Annotated in this window: 23 protein-coding genes and 1 tRNA gene; 14 read left to right on the top strand and 10 right to left on the bottom strand. The window is 35.3% G+C overall.

Features of this window, described 5'->3' with window-relative positions; genetic code table 11:
• Positions 1-1,098 (top strand): DUF4465 domain-containing protein, encoded by a 1,098-nt coding sequence (locus tag ACUTSE_RS04050; protein WP_445639342.1) that lies wholly within the window; start codon positions 1-3, stop codon positions 1,096-1,098.
• 144 nt (positions 1,099-1,242) lie between these two features.
• Positions 1,243-2,115, top strand: coding sequence for a DMT family transporter (locus tag ACUTSE_RS04045; protein WP_445639341.1), 873 nt, complete (start codon positions 1,243-1,245; stop codon positions 2,113-2,115).
• Here ACUTSE_RS04045 and ACUTSE_RS04040 read toward each other — a convergent pair.
• Positions 2,112-2,615, bottom strand: coding sequence for a DUF456 domain-containing protein (locus ACUTSE_RS04040; protein WP_115092316.1), 504 nt, complete (start codon positions 2,613-2,615; stop codon positions 2,112-2,114). The two genes, ACUTSE_RS04045 and ACUTSE_RS04040, sit on opposite strands and share 4 nt — an antisense overlap.
• A gap of 50 nt (positions 2,616-2,665) precedes the next feature.
• On the opposite strand from ACUTSE_RS04040, the gene ACUTSE_RS04035 reads away from it, so the two are divergent.
• The gene (locus ACUTSE_RS04035; protein WP_115092317.1) at positions 2,666-3,145 is read left to right on the top strand and encodes a hypothetical protein; all 480 of its coding nucleotides are present in this window, start codon (positions 2,666-2,668) and stop codon (positions 3,143-3,145) included.
• 169 nt (positions 3,146-3,314) lie between these two features.
• Here the strand turns inward: ACUTSE_RS04035 and ACUTSE_RS04030 are convergent, their stop codons facing one another.
• Complete coding sequence (locus ACUTSE_RS04030; protein ID WP_445639340.1) at positions 3,315-4,253, bottom strand: hypothetical protein; 939 nt, start codon at positions 4,251-4,253, stop codon at positions 3,315-3,317.
• 60 nt (positions 4,254-4,313) lie between these two features.
• Between ACUTSE_RS04030 and ruvC the strand changes: the two genes are divergently transcribed.
• From ruvC to ACUTSE_RS04010, 4 genes are read left to right on the top strand one after another with little or no spacing between them, the layout of a single operon-like run.
• A complete protein-coding gene (gene ruvC, locus ACUTSE_RS04025) occupies positions 4,314-4,868 on the top strand; it encodes a crossover junction endodeoxyribonuclease RuvC (RefSeq protein ID WP_002989453.1) in 555 nt (184 codons plus the stop codon).
• Complete coding sequence (gene hemW, locus ACUTSE_RS04020; protein WP_445639339.1) at positions 4,868-6,001, top strand: radical SAM family heme chaperone HemW; 1,134 nt, start codon at positions 4,868-4,870, stop codon at positions 5,999-6,001. The genes ruvC and hemW overlap by 1 nt, the downstream gene beginning before the upstream one ends.
• A gap of 4 nt (positions 6,002-6,005) precedes the next feature.
• Positions 6,006-6,776, top strand: a complete 771-nt coding sequence (locus ACUTSE_RS04015) for a cyclase family protein (RefSeq protein ID WP_445639338.1) — start codon at positions 6,006-6,008, stop codon at positions 6,774-6,776.
• Between the two features lie 11 nt (positions 6,777-6,787).
• Positions 6,788-7,159, top strand: a complete 372-nt coding sequence (locus tag ACUTSE_RS04010; protein ID WP_002989458.1) for an MmcQ/YjbR family DNA-binding protein — start codon at positions 6,788-6,790, stop codon at positions 7,157-7,159.
• 34 nt (positions 7,160-7,193) lie between these two features.
• Here ACUTSE_RS04010 and ACUTSE_RS04005 read toward each other — a convergent pair whose 3' ends face one another.
• From ACUTSE_RS04005 to ACUTSE_RS03980, 6 genes are all read right to left on the bottom strand, one after another.
• A complete protein-coding gene (locus ACUTSE_RS04005; protein ID WP_445639337.1) occupies positions 7,194-7,631 on the bottom strand; it encodes an energy transducer TonB in 438 nt (145 codons plus the stop codon).
• 229 nt (positions 7,632-7,860) lie between these two features.
• Positions 7,861-8,637, bottom strand: coding sequence for a hypothetical protein (locus ACUTSE_RS04000; RefSeq protein ID WP_445639336.1), 777 nt, complete (start codon positions 8,635-8,637; stop codon positions 7,861-7,863).
• A 2-nt stretch (positions 8,638-8,639) separates the two neighbouring features.
• Complete coding sequence (locus ACUTSE_RS03995) at positions 8,640-9,167, bottom strand: energy transducer TonB (RefSeq protein WP_445639335.1); 528 nt, start codon at positions 9,165-9,167, stop codon at positions 8,640-8,642.
• A 277-nt stretch (positions 9,168-9,444) separates the two neighbouring features.
• Positions 9,445-10,689, bottom strand: coding sequence for a M56 family metallopeptidase (locus ACUTSE_RS03990; RefSeq protein ID WP_445639334.1), 1,245 nt, complete (start codon positions 10,687-10,689; stop codon positions 9,445-9,447).
• A 3-nt stretch (positions 10,690-10,692) separates the two neighbouring features.
• Complete coding sequence (locus ACUTSE_RS03985; protein ID WP_060872810.1) at positions 10,693-11,058, bottom strand: BlaI/MecI/CopY family transcriptional regulator; 366 nt, start codon at positions 11,056-11,058, stop codon at positions 10,693-10,695.
• Complete coding sequence (locus ACUTSE_RS03980; RefSeq protein ID WP_445639333.1) at positions 11,055-11,474, bottom strand: hypothetical protein; 420 nt, start codon at positions 11,472-11,474, stop codon at positions 11,055-11,057. The genes ACUTSE_RS03985 and ACUTSE_RS03980 overlap by 4 nt, the downstream gene beginning before the upstream one ends.
• A gap of 139 nt (positions 11,475-11,613) precedes the next feature.
• Here ACUTSE_RS03980 and ACUTSE_RS03975 point away from each other — a divergent pair, with 139 nt between their 5' ends.
• A complete protein-coding gene (locus ACUTSE_RS03975) occupies positions 11,614-12,147 on the top strand; it encodes a hypothetical protein (protein WP_445639332.1) in 534 nt (177 codons plus the stop codon).
• A gap of 31 nt (positions 12,148-12,178) precedes the next feature.
• Here ACUTSE_RS03975 and ACUTSE_RS03970 read toward each other — a convergent pair whose 3' ends face one another.
• The gene (locus ACUTSE_RS03970; protein ID WP_002989469.1) at positions 12,179-12,760 is read right to left on the bottom strand and encodes a tRNA-(ms[2]io[6]A)-hydroxylase; all 582 of its coding nucleotides are present in this window, start codon (positions 12,758-12,760) and stop codon (positions 12,179-12,181) included.
• A 90-nt stretch (positions 12,761-12,850) separates the two neighbouring features.
• Between ACUTSE_RS03970 and ACUTSE_RS03965 the strand changes: the two genes are divergently transcribed.
• Positions 12,851-14,113 carry a glycosyltransferase gene (locus ACUTSE_RS03965; RefSeq protein WP_445639331.1) on the top strand — a complete coding sequence of 421 codons (1,263 nt, stop codon included), beginning with the start codon at positions 12,851-12,853 and terminating at the stop codon, positions 14,111-14,113.
• A 22-nt stretch (positions 14,114-14,135) separates the two neighbouring features.
• Here the strand turns inward: ACUTSE_RS03965 and ACUTSE_RS03960 are convergent, their stop codons facing one another.
• Positions 14,136-15,524 (bottom strand): dipeptidase, encoded by a 1,389-nt coding sequence (locus tag ACUTSE_RS03960; protein WP_445639330.1) that lies wholly within the window; start codon positions 15,522-15,524, stop codon positions 14,136-14,138.
• Positions 15,525-15,672: 148 nt separating this feature from the next.
• Here ACUTSE_RS03960 and ACUTSE_RS03955 point away from each other — a divergent pair.
• From ACUTSE_RS03955 to ACUTSE_RS03935, 5 genes are all read left to right on the top strand, one after another.
• Positions 15,673-15,754 (top strand) — tRNA-Leu (locus tag ACUTSE_RS03955).
• Positions 15,755-16,105: 351 nt separating this feature from the next.
• A complete protein-coding gene (locus tag ACUTSE_RS03950; RefSeq protein ID WP_445639329.1) occupies positions 16,106-16,471 on the top strand; it encodes a hypothetical protein in 366 nt (121 codons plus the stop codon).
• Positions 16,472-16,799: 328 nt separating this feature from the next.
• Complete coding sequence (locus tag ACUTSE_RS03945; RefSeq protein ID WP_445639328.1) at positions 16,800-17,135, top strand: hypothetical protein; 336 nt, start codon at positions 16,800-16,802, stop codon at positions 17,133-17,135.
• Positions 17,136-17,177: 42 nt separating this feature from the next.
• Entirely contained in the window at positions 17,178-17,513 is a 336-nt protein-coding gene (locus ACUTSE_RS03940; protein ID WP_445639327.1) for a hypothetical protein, read from the top strand.
• A gap of 232 nt (positions 17,514-17,745) precedes the next feature.
• Positions 17,746-18,075, top strand: a complete 330-nt coding sequence (locus ACUTSE_RS03935; protein ID WP_445639326.1) for a hypothetical protein — start codon at positions 17,746-17,748, stop codon at positions 18,073-18,075.
• The last annotated feature ends 6 nt before the right edge of the window (positions 18,076-18,081 follow it).

Raw genomic sequence — 18,081 nt, 5'->3', positions numbered from 1 at the left:
ATGAAAAAAAGTTTTTTGCGCCTTAGCACCTTATTTGTTCTTGGGCTAAGTTTAGCAACAGTAACATTGACGAGTTGTTCTAGTGATGACAGTAATGTGTACAATGTTTCAGTTGACAAAGGAGGTTTAACAGCTGTTACCTTCCAAGAAGTTGTAATTGATCCACAAGTAGAAACACAAGGAGGCGTGTTTACTTGGTTTGATCATACAACGAATGTTGTGATATCGAAGGAAGCAGTTTTAAAACATGCTTTCCAAACACCAGGAGTTCATAACATCTCATTAAAAATTGAACGTGGTAGTAACGTACAATTATATAAGTATAGCGTTGATGTTGCAAAATCAGATGATTTTGGATACGTAAAATTGAATCTTGTTGATTTTGATTTAGCTGATGGTGTAGAAGTAACTGGAGGGAAAATCTGGAAAGATACATTTACAGAAGATGCAGTTTTAAAATCGAACATCTTTTCGTTTAACCACAATGCTATTGAAGAATGGAATACTTGGTATGGATTTACTGTTTCTAACAGTTCAGATAACAGCAATCAGATTGATGCTGAAGGAGGCTGGGTGAAAAACCAATGGGGATCCATGGCACAAGGTGGAGTTGATGGAGTTGGAAAACCGTTCTTAGTGGCTTATGCAGATCATAAACCTGATGCAAGTGTATTACAACAAGGAGCAACAATTGATGTAGAAAACTTCAGTGCTGTGGTAACTTTAGATGACGAAAATAGATACAAAGCAGTAAGTACAGCTGTTGCTTTAAGTCCATGGGCTTATTATGGAATTGCAGAAGGAGATGACTATGCAACTAAATTTAAACAAGGAGATTATTTTGCACTTCAAGTGTATGGAGTAGGAGCAGATATGAAATTAACATCTGCAAAACCTGTAACCCATTATTTAGTTGATTTCAGAAATGGAGTTAATACAATTAATAAAAATTGGAGTACCCTGGATTTATCTTCTTTAGGTGAGGTGAAATACTTGTTATTTTTCCTTGAAACAACAGATGTAAACGCACAAGGATATGCGAATACAGCGTTGTATTTTACAATGGATAAATTAACTGTTGATAAAATCGAAGAATAAAAAAAATCAATACATAAATGAAGAAACCCTATCCCTGTGATAGGGTTTTTTTGTTGTTGTCAAGGAAAAACAAAAATGCAAAAAACACCTTTTAACCAGAAAAACTAATGTATTTTGCGGGGCAAATGTAAAGCATACAATCCCATGGCAAATAAACCTAGAATTGCACTGTTTATAGGAATTTTGTGTATTTCTATTTTCCCTGTTTTAGTAAAAATGGCTTTAGTGCCTGGCTTAATATCCGCCTTCTATCGCATGGCAATTGCGGCTCTTTTTATTGTACCCTATGCTTTATTTACCAAGCAAATCAAAGTATACGATCGAAAAACCATGCTGTTGATTGTTTTGTGCGGCATGTGTTTTGGGTTGGATATTGGTGTTTGGAATATTGCCATTCAAGGTTCAACAGCAACGCAGGCTACTTTACTCGGTAACTTGGCTCCTGTATGGGTGGGAATTGGAAGTTATTTCTTTTTACAAATTAAACCAACGCTCAATTTTTGGTTGGGAACAATCCTCGCTTTAATCGGAATGGTGACCTTAGTTGGCGTTGAGGTATTTGTGAACTTATCGTTTGATATCCCTTTTCTGTTTAGTATCCTATCAGGATTGCTGTATGCAACGTACATTCTAATGAGTAAAAAAGTATTAGAGCAAGTAGGCGTTGTTTCATTTATGTCCTATAGTATTTTCGTTTCAACTATTTTCCTTGCTATACTCAACTTAATTATGGGGTCTGCGTTTACGGGATTCTCTCCAGAAGGTTGGATGACTTTAGTCGTACAAGGTGTTGTTTGTCAATTGTTGGCGTGGTTGCTCATTAGCTATGCTACCCAAAATATGAGAGCTACTCGTGTGTCGTTGAGTTTGCTCAGTCAAGCCTTATTTGCCGCGTTATTAGCTTGGTATTTCTTAGATGAGGCAATTTCCCTGCAAATGGTTATTGGTGGTTGTATTATTCTGGTGGGAATTGGAATTACCTTTATCAATAAACCCTTAGTAGGATCATCAAATTAAAAACTATATGCAGAAAACTTTTGGATAATCAGTAAAACGCCCCAGATTAGAAAAGCAATACCCAATACCACTTTTAAAAAGGTTGAGGCTAAAAAGCCAATAAAAGAGCCAATAGCTGCTTTTAACGCCCGAGAAATGTCTCGGCTATCCAAGATTAGTTCACCAATCAAAGCACCTAAGAATGGGCCTAGTATAAAGCCAAACGGGATAGGAGCAATGATTCCTATGATTAAACCGATATTGGTTCCCCAAACGCCATATTTACTTCCGCCAAAGCGCTTGGTTCCTTGCGCCGGAATGACGTAATCTAAAATAGAGACCACAATAGTAATGAGTAAACTTCCCCAAAGGGCAATCGAACTGATTTCAACTCCATCAACAAAATATAAGCACAGTATCCCTAACCAGCTGACAGGAGGCCCAGGTAATGCCGGAAGAACACTACCAATAATACCGAAAATTAATAGTAAAAGGCTTAAGATTAATAAGAAATAGTCCATCTCTATTTTTTTTGTATTTTTGATTAACTAAAGTACAACAATATTATTTCATGAAATCGAGTTGGATTATTTTCTTTTTTCCCGTTGTATTCACTTCTTGTCAGTGGATGTCCGCTCAGCTTCCCAATGAGCAAGAATTGCTGGAGGAAGAGTTGAATAAAATTGATTGGACTAAAGTAGATACCTATCCCAGTGTTGCTAGTTGTGATTCTATTTTTGATGAAACAGCTCGAAAAACCTGCTTTTTCGACTATATCACAGCCGCTCTAGAAGAAAATTTACGCGTAGATACCCTTCGTGGCACTTTTGCCACATTAGATACCCTAAAAGTACTTGTGACGATTCAAGCAGATGCTCAAGTGTCGCTATCGCTCTATCAATTGAACGACAGTTTGAAACAACAGTTAAAAAGTGTAGATAGCTTATTGGTAGAAAAAAGCAAGAAGTTTCACGAACTTTCTCCTGCAACAAAAAGAGGCGTTCCCGTAACAAGTCAATTTGTATTGCCATTGGTGTTGCATAAGCAATAAGAAAAAAGGAAAATGTAAAAGCAAATGGCAATTTGCCCAATAACTTGATTTATTTATTGTAAAATGAAAGGGCGATGTATGAAGGGGAAAACGTAAAAGCAAAAGGCAATTTGCCCGATAACTAAATCAAGTTATTGTAAAAAAGAATCCCACAATAAAGCGATCAATCTTATTTTTTTACTTTAAAAGTTAACACAAAGTAGCTACCAATAGAGATGGGCAATACGATATTCAGTAACCAAATTAAGGTAGCCACTAAAGCAACAACCCATTGATTGACATCCAAAGCAGAAAAAATAAACATGGCGATACTCCCTTTTACGGCAAATTCTAAAAATTGAAAATTAGGGAGAGAAGAGGCCAAAAGATAGATGGCTGATACGGCGCATAACAACTCAAAATAAGGAATATCTACCCCAAAGAGATAGTATAAAATCACATATTGATGGGTGAATGAAGCATAGCGCAACAAAGCTAAAAATAGATTTTTGCGATGTTTTTCTTTAGGAATATCTCGAAGCATTTGAATCAGGGTATTGATAGAATATCCTTTAATGCTCAAATGACGAAAAGAAAAGACCAAAAGAATAATCGTTAAGGCGATTCCATAGAGAATCCACAAGTAGTAAGGCGGAATAAACTGATGGGTGTAATTGAGGATGGTTAGACCGAGTAAACCAAATAAAATGGCATAAATGACCTGAACACCATTGCACACCATATTGAGAAAAATAACCCTTCCAGTATCTTTTTTAGAAAAATACAACGCTTTTCCCGCATATTCCCCAATGCCATTAGGGGTGAAAATTCCCAAGGTTAAAGCGCTCAATACTTGTTTCGTCGCTTGTCCTACTGTAACGGGTTGAATTAATGAAGATAGATTCTGCCATTTCAAAATCTCAACAAAGCGATTGGAAAAAGTCAAGAAAAGCAAAGCTAATAAGGCCCAAGTATTTTGAGGATCAACCAAAACTTCTTTGAGTAAATTCCCATCCAAAGTAGCATCGCTGGAGAGTTTGTTATAGATATAATAAAAAGCACTACTTACGACAATAATCTTAAGTAGAAGTACTAGGAATTGCTTAGTTTTGTTGGATACAATTTTCATTCATGCAAAGTAAATCATATTTTTTGGTCTTGATGAATAGGAAAGAAAAAAAGTAAAGATTTGACAATAGATAGAATTATATTAGGGATTGATCCAGGAACAACCATCATGGGGTTTGGACTGATACGTGTGGTAAATAAGAAGATGGAGTTTATTCAACTAAATGAATTACAGTTGAATAAATACGATGATCACTATACTAAATTGCGTCGAATTTTTGAACGTACCATTGAATTAATTGAAACACATTGTCCTGATGAGATTGCCATTGAAGCCCCCTTCTTTGGTAAAAATGTGCAGTCCATGTTGAAATTAGGACGTGCACAAGGAGTCGCAATGGCTGCCGGACTTTCCCGTGGTATTCCCATCACCGAATATGAGCCCAAGAAAATAAAAATGGCCATTACAGGAAATGGAAATGCGAGTAAAGAACAAGTGGCAAAGATGCTCCAACAACTTTTAGGATTAAAAGAATTACCCAAAAATCTAGATAGTACAGATGGTTTAGCGGCGGCGGTATGTCATTTCTTTAATTCAGGAAAAACCGTTGTAGGCAAGTCTTATACGGGTTGGGATGCTTTTGTTAAACAAAATCAAGATCGAGTAAAAAAATAATGGCTGGTATTTATATTCACATTCCTTTCTGCAAGCAAGCTTGTCATTACTGTGACTTTCACTTTTCTACTTCATTAAAGAAGAAGGAAGAAATGTTAGCAGCTATTCAAAAAGAGCTCTTTTTGCGTAAAGATGAATTAGCAGGGGAGCACATCGAAACCATTTACTTTGGAGGAGGAACACCAAGTATACTCGCTGTGGATGAAATCAATAGGTTGATTGATACCGTGTACCAGCAATATACTGTTGTAGAACAACCTGAAATCACGTTAGAAGCCAATCCAGATGATTTAGATGTCGCAACGATTCAGCGTTTAGCACAATCGAAAGTCAATCGTTTGAGTATAGGCATTCAATCTTTCGGAGAAGAAGACCTCAAAATGATGAATCGCGCGCATAATGCACAAGAAGCGATCAGCTGTTTACAAGAAGTAGTAAAGTATTTCGATAATATTTCGATTGATTTAATCTACGGAATTCCCAATTTATCCAATGAACGTTGGTTAGAAAATATCCAGCGTATTTTAGATTTAGGTATTCCCCATATTTCTTGTTATGCGCTTACTGTTGAGGAGCGTACAGCCTTAAATAAGCTCATTCAAAAAGGCGTGATTCCCAGTCCCAAAGAAGAAGTGGCTCACGCACACTTTATGCTGTTAATTGAAAAATTAAGAGCCAATGGCTATGTACATTACGAGTTGTCGAACTTTGCAAAACCAGGATATTACTCTAAAAATAATTCAGCGTATTGGTTGGGTAAAAAATATGTAGGTATAGGACCCTCAGCACATAGTTTTGATGGGCGATACCGCAGTTGGAATATCTCCAATAATCCCTTGTATATCAAAGCCATTGAAGCTGGTGAATTGCCGTCTGAAATAGAAGAACTTTCTGTTGTTGATCGGTATAATGAATACGTAATGACGGGATTGCGAACAATATGGGGAGTTGATTTAACGCGTGTTTCAAATGAATTTGGTATTAAATTTCACGACTATCTCGTTCGAGAATCCGCTTCATTTATTGCAGATGGATTGATGCAACAGCAAGCGAATATTTTAACGATTACCGATAAAGGAAAATTTTTAAGTGACGGCATTGCATCTGATTTATTTTGGTTAGATTTGAAATAAAACATTGAAAGCAACCCTCTCTATTTCCAATCAGACCTATACTGTTGATTTTTCGCAGCCTATAGATATCTCAATTCCCTTGACGAATACAGATGAAAATCCCATTGCTTGGTATTTGGACAAACCTTCTATTGAACCAGTGCGCATGGGCGATTGGGTAGGAAAAGTGAGTGAAGGGCAATCATCGACCAATTTTAATACTATTGCGTTTAATCCACATGGACATGGAACACATACGGAGTGTTTAGGTCATATTACACGTGAATTTTACAGTATTAATGATACGTTGAAAACCTTTGTTTTTCTTACACAATTACTAACGATAACGCCAGAACAACAAGAAGATGGGGATGCGGTGATTACTTTGACACAAATTCAACGTCAATGGAACGAACAAAACCAAACAGCTGTTGTTCTTCGTACCTTACCTAATCAAGAAAATAAAAAACACAGCAAATATTCTCATACCAATCCTCCGTATTTAGCAGCAGATGCCGCTGCATTTTTACGTGAAAAAGGAATCAAGCACCTATTGATTGACTTACCAAGTGTAGATAAAGAAAAAGACGAAGGAAAATTAGCGGCTCACAAAGCGTTTTGGAACGTCAAGGATGTAAATCAAGTGAATAATGACGCTCAATTCGATGCGACGATTACAGAACTAATTTATGTTGCTGATGAGGTAGCAGATGGAATGTATATTCTAAATATTCAGATTGCCTCTTTTGTCAATGATGCCTCACCAAGTAAACCAATTTTGTATCAAATTTTTTAATCTCATACGCGATGGATGTACATGTGATTTACGATTATTGTTTAAATAAAAAAGGAACAACAGAAGATTTTCCTTTTGATGAAGAAACATTGACTTTTAAAGTAGGAGGTAAGATTTATCTCTTGTTGAACTTAACAAAATGGGAGCAGGGAAGTTGTTTTGTCAACTTAAAATGTGATCCTGAAAAAGCAGAAGAATTGCGTGCTGATTACAGTGAAATCGTTCCAGGGTATCACATGAGCAAAAAACATTGGAATAGCGTACACCTAGGGGGTGCTGTACAATGGACTTTGCTTAAAGCGTTAATCGATCACTCCTATGAGTTAGTTTATGCCAGTTTGACCAAAAAAGTCAAAGACAGTTTAAACGATGAACTAGTGTAAAGTCAAAGGAAGCTGTTTTTAGCAACTATATTTTTTAATCTGATTCTTCTTCAATTGGAGGATTGACTGTAAAAGGAAATGTCATTTTATATCGCACAGGCTTTTCGTTGATTAGCGCCGGCGTCCAAGTATCTAATTTTTCGAATGCGGCTCTTACATTTTGTTCGATATCGTATCCGAAATCTTTGAGTACACTAATCTGGGATATATGGCCATTTTTCTCTACGACAAATTGAATCGTAAAAACTAATTTTCGCACAGAAGAATCGATTTTGGGCGGTTCGAAATTGTCGATAAAAGCTTGATTGAATGCAGTAGAGCCTCCAGGATATTTAGCGGGCGTATCAACAAGGGTATAAATATCGTTATCATCCTGTACTTGTTCCTTTTGAGTGTTAGTCGGAACAAGTGTTTGCGCTGAGATACTACCTAAAGTTATAATAAATAAAAAAATAGTAAGGTGAATTTTCATTTAGTAGTTTTTAGGTGGATTAAAGGTAATAAAAAAAAGAGCGCTTAAACGCTCTTCTTGAATTTTTTATAAAAAAATGTTAATACCTTATGTTAGGCTTCTTTTGTTGCCTCTTCTGTTGGGGCAATTTGTATGGTAATAGGCAACGTAAATTGACTGCGAACCACTTTTCCATGGTCTTTTGCAGGTATCTTTTCTTGGTTGTAGTGCAATACAATAAAAAGAAGTTTTACTTTTGGGTTATTAAATAAAAGGGAAGAATATTTTTTTTGCGTTCGTATTCCGCTAATAACAGTTTCTGAAGTTCAATAGATTGAAACATTTGAACAAATATAGCACCTTGAGCACGCAACACTTGTTCTTGTTCATCAATACCTAAATTAAGTTTATATACGTTGTGAACGCTTTGAATAAAATCATCGTAAAATGGATAGATCTCATTATTTAAATTGTTAATAATTGCATCAAAAGCAAAGGCTTCTAAATAAGGTGATCGCTTTTTCTCTGTATATTTTAGAGCATTAATTCCTACACAAATTTTTGAAGAATATCCTACAGGGGTAACGCCCGTTAGATTAAAGAATTTTACAGCCACGTTGAGTATTTCATTCATGGATACAGTGTCTTTAGCTTGTGTGTGATCTAGTACTTTAGCTTCATACGTCTGTAGCAGTGATCCGAAACGTTTGTCTTGTTCAAGATGTTGGATTACTTTTTGTTGCACTACTACTGTATCTTTAATTTGTGCTAATGCATCGTAATCCAAACGCTCAGTGTAATTGACAAGGATAAAATCCCAAAAACTTGGCTGTCCGTTGACAGAAGAGGCATGAGGAAAAGATGATTCTACTTCTTTGATTTGGATAAAAGGACTAGAATCATAAAACGATACATTTAGAAAATTAGTATAATTTTTAAACAGTGATGATGCTGTCTGTGCAAATCCTGGTGTTGCTAGTAATAAAAGAAATAGGGTATATAGTTTAAAAGATTTTTTTTGAATCATATCTATATGGCTGGTTTTGTTAAATCTGTAGGATTGGTTTGATTTAGTTGATTCGAATGATTCATTGTACCAGATCCAACAATGGTAATTGGTACAGTAAATTGACTGCGTACTAGTTCTCCATTGTGTTGAGCTGGAATCCAATTTTTAGTTTTAGCTAAAGCCGCTAGAGCTGCCTTTGATATCTCAAAACCAGGGTTTTGAATGACTCTCATGTCGCTTAAACTTCCATCTATTTCGACGAAAAAGGTTAAGATAACACGGGTGTCAGTAATCACGGGTTTTGACAACTTAAAGTGTTTTATGAAGTCTCTATTAAATGCACGTATACCTCCTGGATAAGTTGCTGGATCTGACGGGGTATCAAGTATTTCGTTAGGCGCTTCTTCTGGTATGGATGGAGATACAATAGTTTTTTGTTTGGGTTTATTTTGTGCAAATACAGGAGATACCCCCATAAAAATAAAGAAAGTCAGGATGCTCAAAAGAGAAAATGTGTGTTGTAGGCGTTTGGTTTGGTTTGTTAGCATGATAAAATGTTGGTTAAATAATAGGAAATAAATTTCTCAATGAATGTTGATTTGATAGATAGGTTCAGTACAAGAAGAGGAATAAGTAAACTGGTAGAACTTATCTTATATTTGAGCTATATTTATCAAAAAAACAATATTTTAATTTATTTTTTTGATAAATATAACTTAAAAATTGAAGTTGAGAAAATGAAGCCTTCGCAATAGATTTTTTCTTTTACACAAAGCTAAGTCGTGCGCTATTGAAAAAGCCAACAACTATTCCTACTAAAACAAACTAAGCATCTGTTGTTGCCTCATCTGTTATGTCAGTTTGTATGGTAATAGGCAACGTAAATTGACTGCGAACTACTTTCCCATGATCTTTTGCAGGTATCCATTTTTTGGTTTTTGACAAGGCGTCTAATGCTGCTTCTCCTACGCCATAGCCAGGATCTTTGACCAATTTAATCTCATTCAAACTTCCGTCCTTTTCCACAATAAACTGAAGGATAACACGGATTGATTTTCCTTCAAATTTAGGTGTATTAAAATTGGTAATAAAATCTTGGTTAAAAACCTGCATCCCTCCTGGATAGTTGGCAGGCTCTGTAACAGAAATGTGGACTTCATTAGGGTCTTCTTTTTGAGTTGATTTGGATACAATGGGGTCTCGGTTTGTTTTGTCTTGCGCAAAAACGGTAGTAAGACCTAAGAAGCTAAAGAAGGTCAATGTAGCAAACACAGCAAAGGTGTTTTGTAGGGGATTGTTGTTTTTTGTAAGCATAGTAAAACGTTTTTTGGTTAAATTAAAATTGAATGAACTACTGAGCGGTTGTTCATTGTGTAAATAGGTTTGGGTTAATAGTAGCTGTAGGTATTCTTGTGTTTCTTGTTTGGAAGCATTAAGCGTGTCATCGGCTAAAAATTCATGATTCAACGCCATCTGTTGTTGGTACCAGTATAATAGAGGTTGAAACCAAAAGATTATTTTCAGCCCTTCAATCAATAAAATATCAAAAGAGTGCTGTTGTTTCACGTGATTGTATTCGTGTAAAATGATTTTATTGGTCCAATCAATGGGAATATGAAGTGGCAGGTAGATGGTTTGTCTAAATGTAAATGCAGCATCGAGATGCTGAACGAACACAAATTTTTGCCCCTTGTCAACAATTAGAGTCCCCTGTTGAGCTAAACGACTAAAACGTCGAAGCGAAAGGAGAAAACGTGCGAACATAATGAACACACCTAGTCCATAAATGCTCCAAAGAAACGTAGATAAGGTCCATATCGATGAGGCAGACGAAGCAGACTCGATTTGCGGTGCAATAATTACTTCATTTAATTCCTGTAATTTAGTATTTGTCGTGGTCAATATACTAGTTGAAGGTATTTTGATTAAAGGCAAAATAAAAATGAAGACAAGAGCAAAAAGCAAGTAATATCTTTTGAATACATGGATCTTCGTCGATTCTAAGAAGAGCTTGTATAGTCCAATAGATAACAGCAATAAGAGTGTGGTTTGGATGAGGTATAGCAGCATAGTTTATTTTTTTAGTTGATCTTCTACAATCTTTTTCAACGCTTCTAATTCTTTTTTACTCATCTTACTTTTTTGGGTGAAGAAAGAAGCAAATGAGAAAGCAGAATTATTGAAGTGTTGTTCGACCATGGTGTTCAGATGTGTTTCGAAATAATCTTCTTTTTTAATCAAGGGAGTATACGCTCTTGAGTTTCCAAACATTTCATAGGTAATGAAACCTTTTTCTGTCAGTCGTTTAAGCAACGTTGCTAAGGTCGTTTGTGCCGGTTTTGGATCGGGGTATTTATCTAACAATTCTTTGGAAAAAGCTGTTTCTAAATCCCAGATATACTGCATTAATTGTTCTTCAGTTTGAGGTAGTTTTATCATCGTTGTAATTTTGTTTCGTGTTTTAATTGCCCAAATTCATAATGTCTAACATGCGTCAAATGTTCTTTAGTATCATAAATAAACCAAGAGCCAAAGTAAAAATAATGCAAGCTAGAAGCTGTAGATACTAGTTTCGTTTGTCCTCTTTCGGCTATTTTGCCATTGGGATGGTAATAGGTCGTATAAGCAATGGAATCTTTAAACTGTTGTTTCTTGTATAATTTTCCATTGTAACGATAACGCCAGACTCCTTTTTGAAATCCCTTGTTGTCATAACGCCCTCGTACGACTTCGTTATCTTTGTCTTCTATTTTAGTTCTATAGACCCAACGTCCTACTTTTTCACCATTGACCTTTTGATTGATGGCGCAGCTTTGTAAAAACAGTAAAACTAAAAGTAAGACAATTGCTTTCATTTCTATTTATGTAGATGTTGTTCTACAAATATAGAATAAGTATTTTAAAAACCAAATGTTATTTTTAAAAACAGAAAAAAAATCTAGTATATTTACTAGCTCAATGCCTTTATATTGAACCATCTATGCGATTTATACTATGATTTATGAGATATTAGCGGCTGGAAATACAAGCTTAGCAAGTAGAAAAAAAATGGTGGAAATGATAGGAAAACAACCAAATTTAATTTCCACTTTAGTTGCATTTACATTTGATGCTACCTGTAAAGTAAATGTACTGGCTAGTATTGTTTTGGATGATTTAGTCCAAGAGAATCCCTTGCTATTAGATGATGATATTGAACGCTTTATTCTTCAACTGTCATCAGTCAAAGATGAAAGTGTCAAGCGACTAACGAGTAAAATGACAATTGTATTGGTTGAGAAACGCCAAAGTTTGCTCAATGCAACCTTAGAGGAAGCGATCCTCGATCAGTGTTTGATTTGGCTAACTTCAGAAACCAAAGTAGCTACAGAAGCCAATGCGATGCATATCATCATGCGATTGGCTGCAAAGTTTCCAGAACAAGCGAAGTTAATTGCCGAATTAATTGAAGTTAGATTTGCTGCCAAAACACCTGCTTACCAAAGTAAGGCCCGAAAACTACTGAAGAAAGTTAGTGCATTGAAATAAAAAATGCGAGTGTATGACTCGCATTTAGCTATTATCCGTGAATATGTTCTTTTGTTCCGTAGCTCTGAATTAAGTTTCCTTCAAATTCCAACCATTCTTTCCAGCGTTGATCTACATCTACGCGTTCCGTGTATTTGCGGGCGAATTTTAAGAAGGTTGTATAGTGATTGGCTTCAGAAACCATTAAATCATAGTAAAACGTTGCTAATTCTTCGTCTTTTATATTTTGAGATAAAACGCGAAAACGCTCACAACTTCTAGCCTCAATCATAGCAGCAAAGAGCAAACGATCAATGAAAGCGTCATTTCGACTTCCATCTTTTTTGCAGAATTTAACCAACTGATTGACATAGTCATCTTTGCGTTCGCGCCCTAAAGTATAGCCTCTTTCTTTGATGATTTCATGTACCATCTTGAAATGCTCCATTTCTTCAATAGCAATTGCTGTCAATTCGGTTACTAAATCTTCGTGTTCTGAATTGTACGTAATCAACGTAATGGCATTGGTTGCGGCTTTTTGTTCGCACCAGCAATGATCCGTCAAGATTTCCTCAAGATTTGATTCTGCAATATTTGCCCATCTTGGATCGGTTAAAAGTTTAAGTCCTAACATAGTTCCTTTTCGTTTGTAGCAAAAATACTAAATATAATAGAGATTAAAAATTAAGGAGTGATACTGCTTTAGAAGCTGTACTTTTGTAAGATGGAGCATTCGTTAAAAGGAAAGAAAATATTGATCATTGGGCAAGTTTGGCCTGAATCTCGTTCATCTGCAGCAGGTAAACGCATGTTGCAGCTATTGGATGTTTTTCAAGGATGGGAGATGCAGATTTACTTTGGATCTACGGCACAGAAAACACCGTATAGCGATGATTTAATCCCTTATGCTGTGAAAGAAGTTGAGGTTTTCCTCAATGATGAGCGCACCGACCAGTTATTAGCGGATTTGCAGCCCGATTGGGTGATGTATGACCGTTTTATGATTGAAGAACAATTCGGATGGCGTATCAGCGCGCAATGCCCTAATGCGTTAACCCTACTCGATACAGAAGATCTACACTTTTTGCGTTATGCGCGTCAAGAGTTATGCAAAAAAGAAGAAGGTCATTTGGAAGACTACTTGTATAGCGAACGAACGAAACGAGAGCTCGCGAGTATCATGCGATGTGATTTGACGCTGTTGATTTCTAGTTTCGAATTTCATCTGTTGACTGAAACTTTTCGACTACCCGCGGAAGGCCTCTTTGTGTTGCCTTTTTTAGAAGAAGAAATAACAACAGAACAACAACAGAACTGGTTGACCTTTGAAGAGAAAGAAGATTTTGTCTTTATTGGAAACTTTATACACGAGCCCAATTGGCAAACGGTGTTGCAATTAAAGACCGTCATTTGGCCTGTGTTGCGCAAGCGATTGCCTAAAGCAAAATTGCATATTTATGGAGCCTATCCCTCGGCTAAAGTGTTACAGTTACACAAGGAACAAGAAAATTTCTTTATCCACGGTAGAGCGGAAGATGCTTTGGAAGTAATTGCAAAGGCCCGAGTGCTATTGGCACCTATTCCTTTTGGTGCTGGAATTAAAGGGAAGTTTATTGATGCCATGCGTGTGGGAACCCCCAATGTAACTACTAGGGTTGGTATAGAAGCTATGGCAACTCCTGAAGAGTGGAGTGGATGTTGTGCAGATGAAGTGGAGGAATTTGTTTCAAAAGCAGTAGAACTTTATGAAGATGAAGCCCTTTGGAAAGTTAAACAACAAAAAGGCGTAGACATCATTCAAAAGTATTATAGTAAAACACATTTTACAGCTGCATGTAAAGCGAAAGTAATTGATATGGATACGACATTGAAACAGTATCGCAAGACCCATTTTTTAAAAGAAGTATTCAAACACCACAGTGCACAAAGTACAAAGTACATGGCCCTTTGGATTGAAGAGAAAAATAAACATAAAAAAAGCGAGTAAAAATCTTTACTCGCTTTTTTTATTATTTTACTAATTCCATATAGTATTTATAGAACAATGGAATAGTTTCAATTCCTTTTAGGTAGTTGAATACACCAAAGTGCTCATTAGGAGAGTGGATCGCATCAGAGTCCAATCCGAATCCCATCATAATTGATTTAGATCCTAATTCTTCCTCAAATAAAGCAACAATTGGAATACTTCCTCCTGAACGTACTGGAATTGGCGTTACACCAAATGTATCTTCATACGCTTTTGCAGCCGCTTGATATCCAATAGAGTCGATAGGCGTTACATAACCTTGCCCACCATGATGAGGTTTTACTTCTACTTTCACACCTGCAGGCGCAATGCTTTCAAAGTGCTTCTTGAATAGCGCTGTAATTTCTTCCCAATCTTGGTTTGGAACTAAACGCATCGAGATTTTTGCGAATGCTTTACTAGCGATAACAGTCTTCGCTCCTTCACCAGTATAACCTCCCCAAATTCCATTTACGTCTAATGTTGGACGAATAGAGTTGCGTTCGTTTGTTGTATATCCTGTTTCTCCGTATACTTCATCAATATCCAATGCTTTTTTGTAATCATCTAAAGAGAATGGGCGTTTTGCCATTTCATCTCTTTCTTCACGAGAAAGCTCTTCTACTTTATCGTAGAATCCTGGAATAGTGATATGATTGTTTTCATCATGTAAGGAAGCAATCATCTTCGTTAATACGTTGATTGGGTTAGCAACCGCTCCACCATATAATCCAGAGTGTAAATCTCGGTTCGGTCCAGTTACTTCAACTTCAACATAGCTTAATCCTCTCAATCCTGTTGTAATAGAAGGCTGTTGATTAGAAATCATTCCAGTATCAGAAATCAGAATTACGTCATTTTTCAATTTATCGTGGTTTCTTTTTACGAACCATCCTAAACTTACTGATCCAACTTCTTCTTCTCCTTCAATCATGAATTTCACGTTACAAGGTAAAGTATTTGTTGCAATCATATATTCAACCGCTTTCACGTGCATGAACATTTGTCCTTTGTCATCACAAGCTCCACGAGCGAAGATAGCTCCTTCTGGGTGAATTGGTGTTGTTTTAATTACAGGCTCAAACGGTGGAGAAGTCCAAAGTTCAATTGGATCTGCTGGTTGTACGTCATAATGACCATAAACCAATACCGTTGGAAGAGCAGGATCGATGATTTTTTCTCCATATACGATAGGATATCCTGGAGTTTCGCACAATTCTACATTGTCGCAACCTGCTTTTATTAAATTTTCTTTTACTGCTTCAGCCGTGTTTATTACGTCTTGAGAGTACGCACTATCTGCACTGATAGAAGGTTTTTTAAGTAGTTCAATTAGCTCATCTAGAAGACGTTGCTTGTTTTCTTGAACAAATTGTTTTGAATCTTTCATAGTATGTATCGATACAGTTATATTATTCCTTACAAACATAAGAATAAAAAAAAATTATTTTTTTCTTGCGCATTAAAAAACAGGTTGTATATTTGCAACGTCTTAAAAGAACAACAGTACACAAGTGTACGGCAGTTCTAAGCCACCTGCGGGTGTGGTGAAATTGGTAGACACGCCAGACTTAGGATCTGGTGCCGCAAGGTGTGTAGGTTCGAGTCCTATCACCCGCACTAAAGCCTCTTCGAAAGAAGAGGCTTTTTTTATGCTTTATGGTGAACAGTTTGCAGTTTACAAAATCAGGTACAAGAGATATAAATGGCTATCTTTTTACCTTCTCGTTTTTGGTTTGTATGTTATCTTGAAAAATAAAAAATCTCTTTCACTTTTGTCATCCTGACGAAGGAGGGAGAAGGGTAGCACTATGAATCCTGAAAAGGGGAATAAGTTTCTGTTCAAAAATGTACACGAATTTCGTGGTGCAAATGTTAGAATATATTTTAGAAATAATAATGGGATTGATATTTTAAGTTATTCTAATAAACGTAAGCAACAAACAGTAATTAATCAACTAAAAAGAATTTATGGAACATAAAGTGAAGTATAAAATTATTTTCATCAGTCCCTTTAGTTTAGTAAATAAAGTGGATGATAATTGTGATGTTAATATTGTACTGGAGACAGGAGAAATATATTTTGGCTTACTAATGACTGTAAAAAACGTCACGACATTAGCTTCGAAACGCGATTATGACGGATATATCGATATGGTGGATACAATCGTTATTGCAAATATGGAAAAAACAACGATTAAAAAGGCTATGAATCACATAATCAACGAGGGAAGACTGGATGAAGTTTTTACAAAAATAGGAACTTTGAAGACGGAGGATTTTGATTATTCGTTTGAAGAAATTAACGATTTTCAGACCTGGTGGAACGATATCTAAATTTGTGTTGTTAACTTTTAAGCAACTATATAAAAAATGGTTTGATTCCAAATAACGATTTTTAATAACCAATACAAGCAGTAGAGCTGATTCTACTTCTTTTTTATTATAAAGTATTTACTATTCAACTTACATTTGATCTGCGGGTGCTTCCAACTTTGTAGAAGAATAATCATGAGGTTAACAGCCTCTGAAGCTAAAGCAACAGGCTTTACTCATAAATTAAAAATGAAAGGCGCAAAGTCAGAGGATCTTAGAATTTATGGTAATGCGAATGGGCATATTTTTTTCGAGAAAGCTATGGGACATAAAAAAAATAAATGACACAATGAATACAAAGAACGCATTATATTTTAAAGATGAATCAGAGATGCAGATTCTCTTTCATAAGGCTAGATTAGCTGGAGATAAGTGGATGAGAAATTCTGAAAATAGAATAAAGTTAACTAAAGAAATAGCTGCAGTTTATTTAGAAGAAATTCATTTTAAGAATGATAGAATAACCTTAGTTTGGACAAAAACAAAATTTGACAGCTATATGATAAATGTAAAAATTATTTTTTTAAGTAAGAATAAGGTTGAATTGGGTGAATTTGTGTATTCTGAAGATATGGTAGGTAATCATATTGATGATAATTTTTATTTCTATCATATTTATGAATAAGGAAATAATTAGTATTTAATAAAAGAATATAAGAAGTAAGTAATGGAGAAAAAAGGACTGTCTTTTTTACACAGTGAAGAAGATGCTTTAAAATATTATGCAAGAGCACAAAAGGGATTTAATCATTTAATTAGTATTCCTGATAATAAAGAAAACCTAGAAGATGAACTTAAAGAACTTTTAGATGTTTCTTTTCAAGATATTACGATGCAAAATAAGGAAATTCATGTTTTTTGGTTTCATGAGAACATCATAGATTATATCATTGAAATATTTCTTACTCTTTTAGGAAAGAAAGGTGAGAAAATAGGCGAATATGTCTATGTTTTAGATGCAGAAGGTAATGTTATTGATGATAGGTGGACTTTTGATATTTAGTTTTTTTGAGAATCACTTTTGAGACTTGTATTGATACAACATGTTGAATTAATAAAAGTAGTAGAAAGCAATCTTTTACTACTTTTTTTGTTGTTAGGGATTTCTTAATTAAACTAAATGTAATAGAATAGTGCTTTGATTTTCATTCTGTAGAAGACATGGAAGGGAATCAGATTGATAGTAAAATCTATTTTTTAAGATTTTTGATTAAAATGATATATAAGAATTGAATATGAAGACAAAGAAATTGTATGATATGTCAAGTGCACAGGAGATGAATAGGCTTTATGTTGAAGCACAGGAAGGATTCAAATATATGATAAGTGTTCCTGACAATAAATCGATTGAAGATGAATTAAGAGAAGATTTTGGAATTTGCTTTAACGATATTATAATAAAAAATAATCAAATTACTATTTTTTGGTTTCATGAGAATACAACTGATTATACGATAGAAGTATTTCTTATACTTCTAGGAAAAGAAGGAGAAGAAATAGGTGAATATGTTTATGTAATAGATCATGAAGGTAATGGTGTTGATGATAGATGGTCATTCAAATAACGAAAC

This window comes from Myroides sp. TSA_177.3, assembly GCF_052691955.1.
This window is presented reverse-complemented; position numbering and strand designations above follow the sequence as displayed.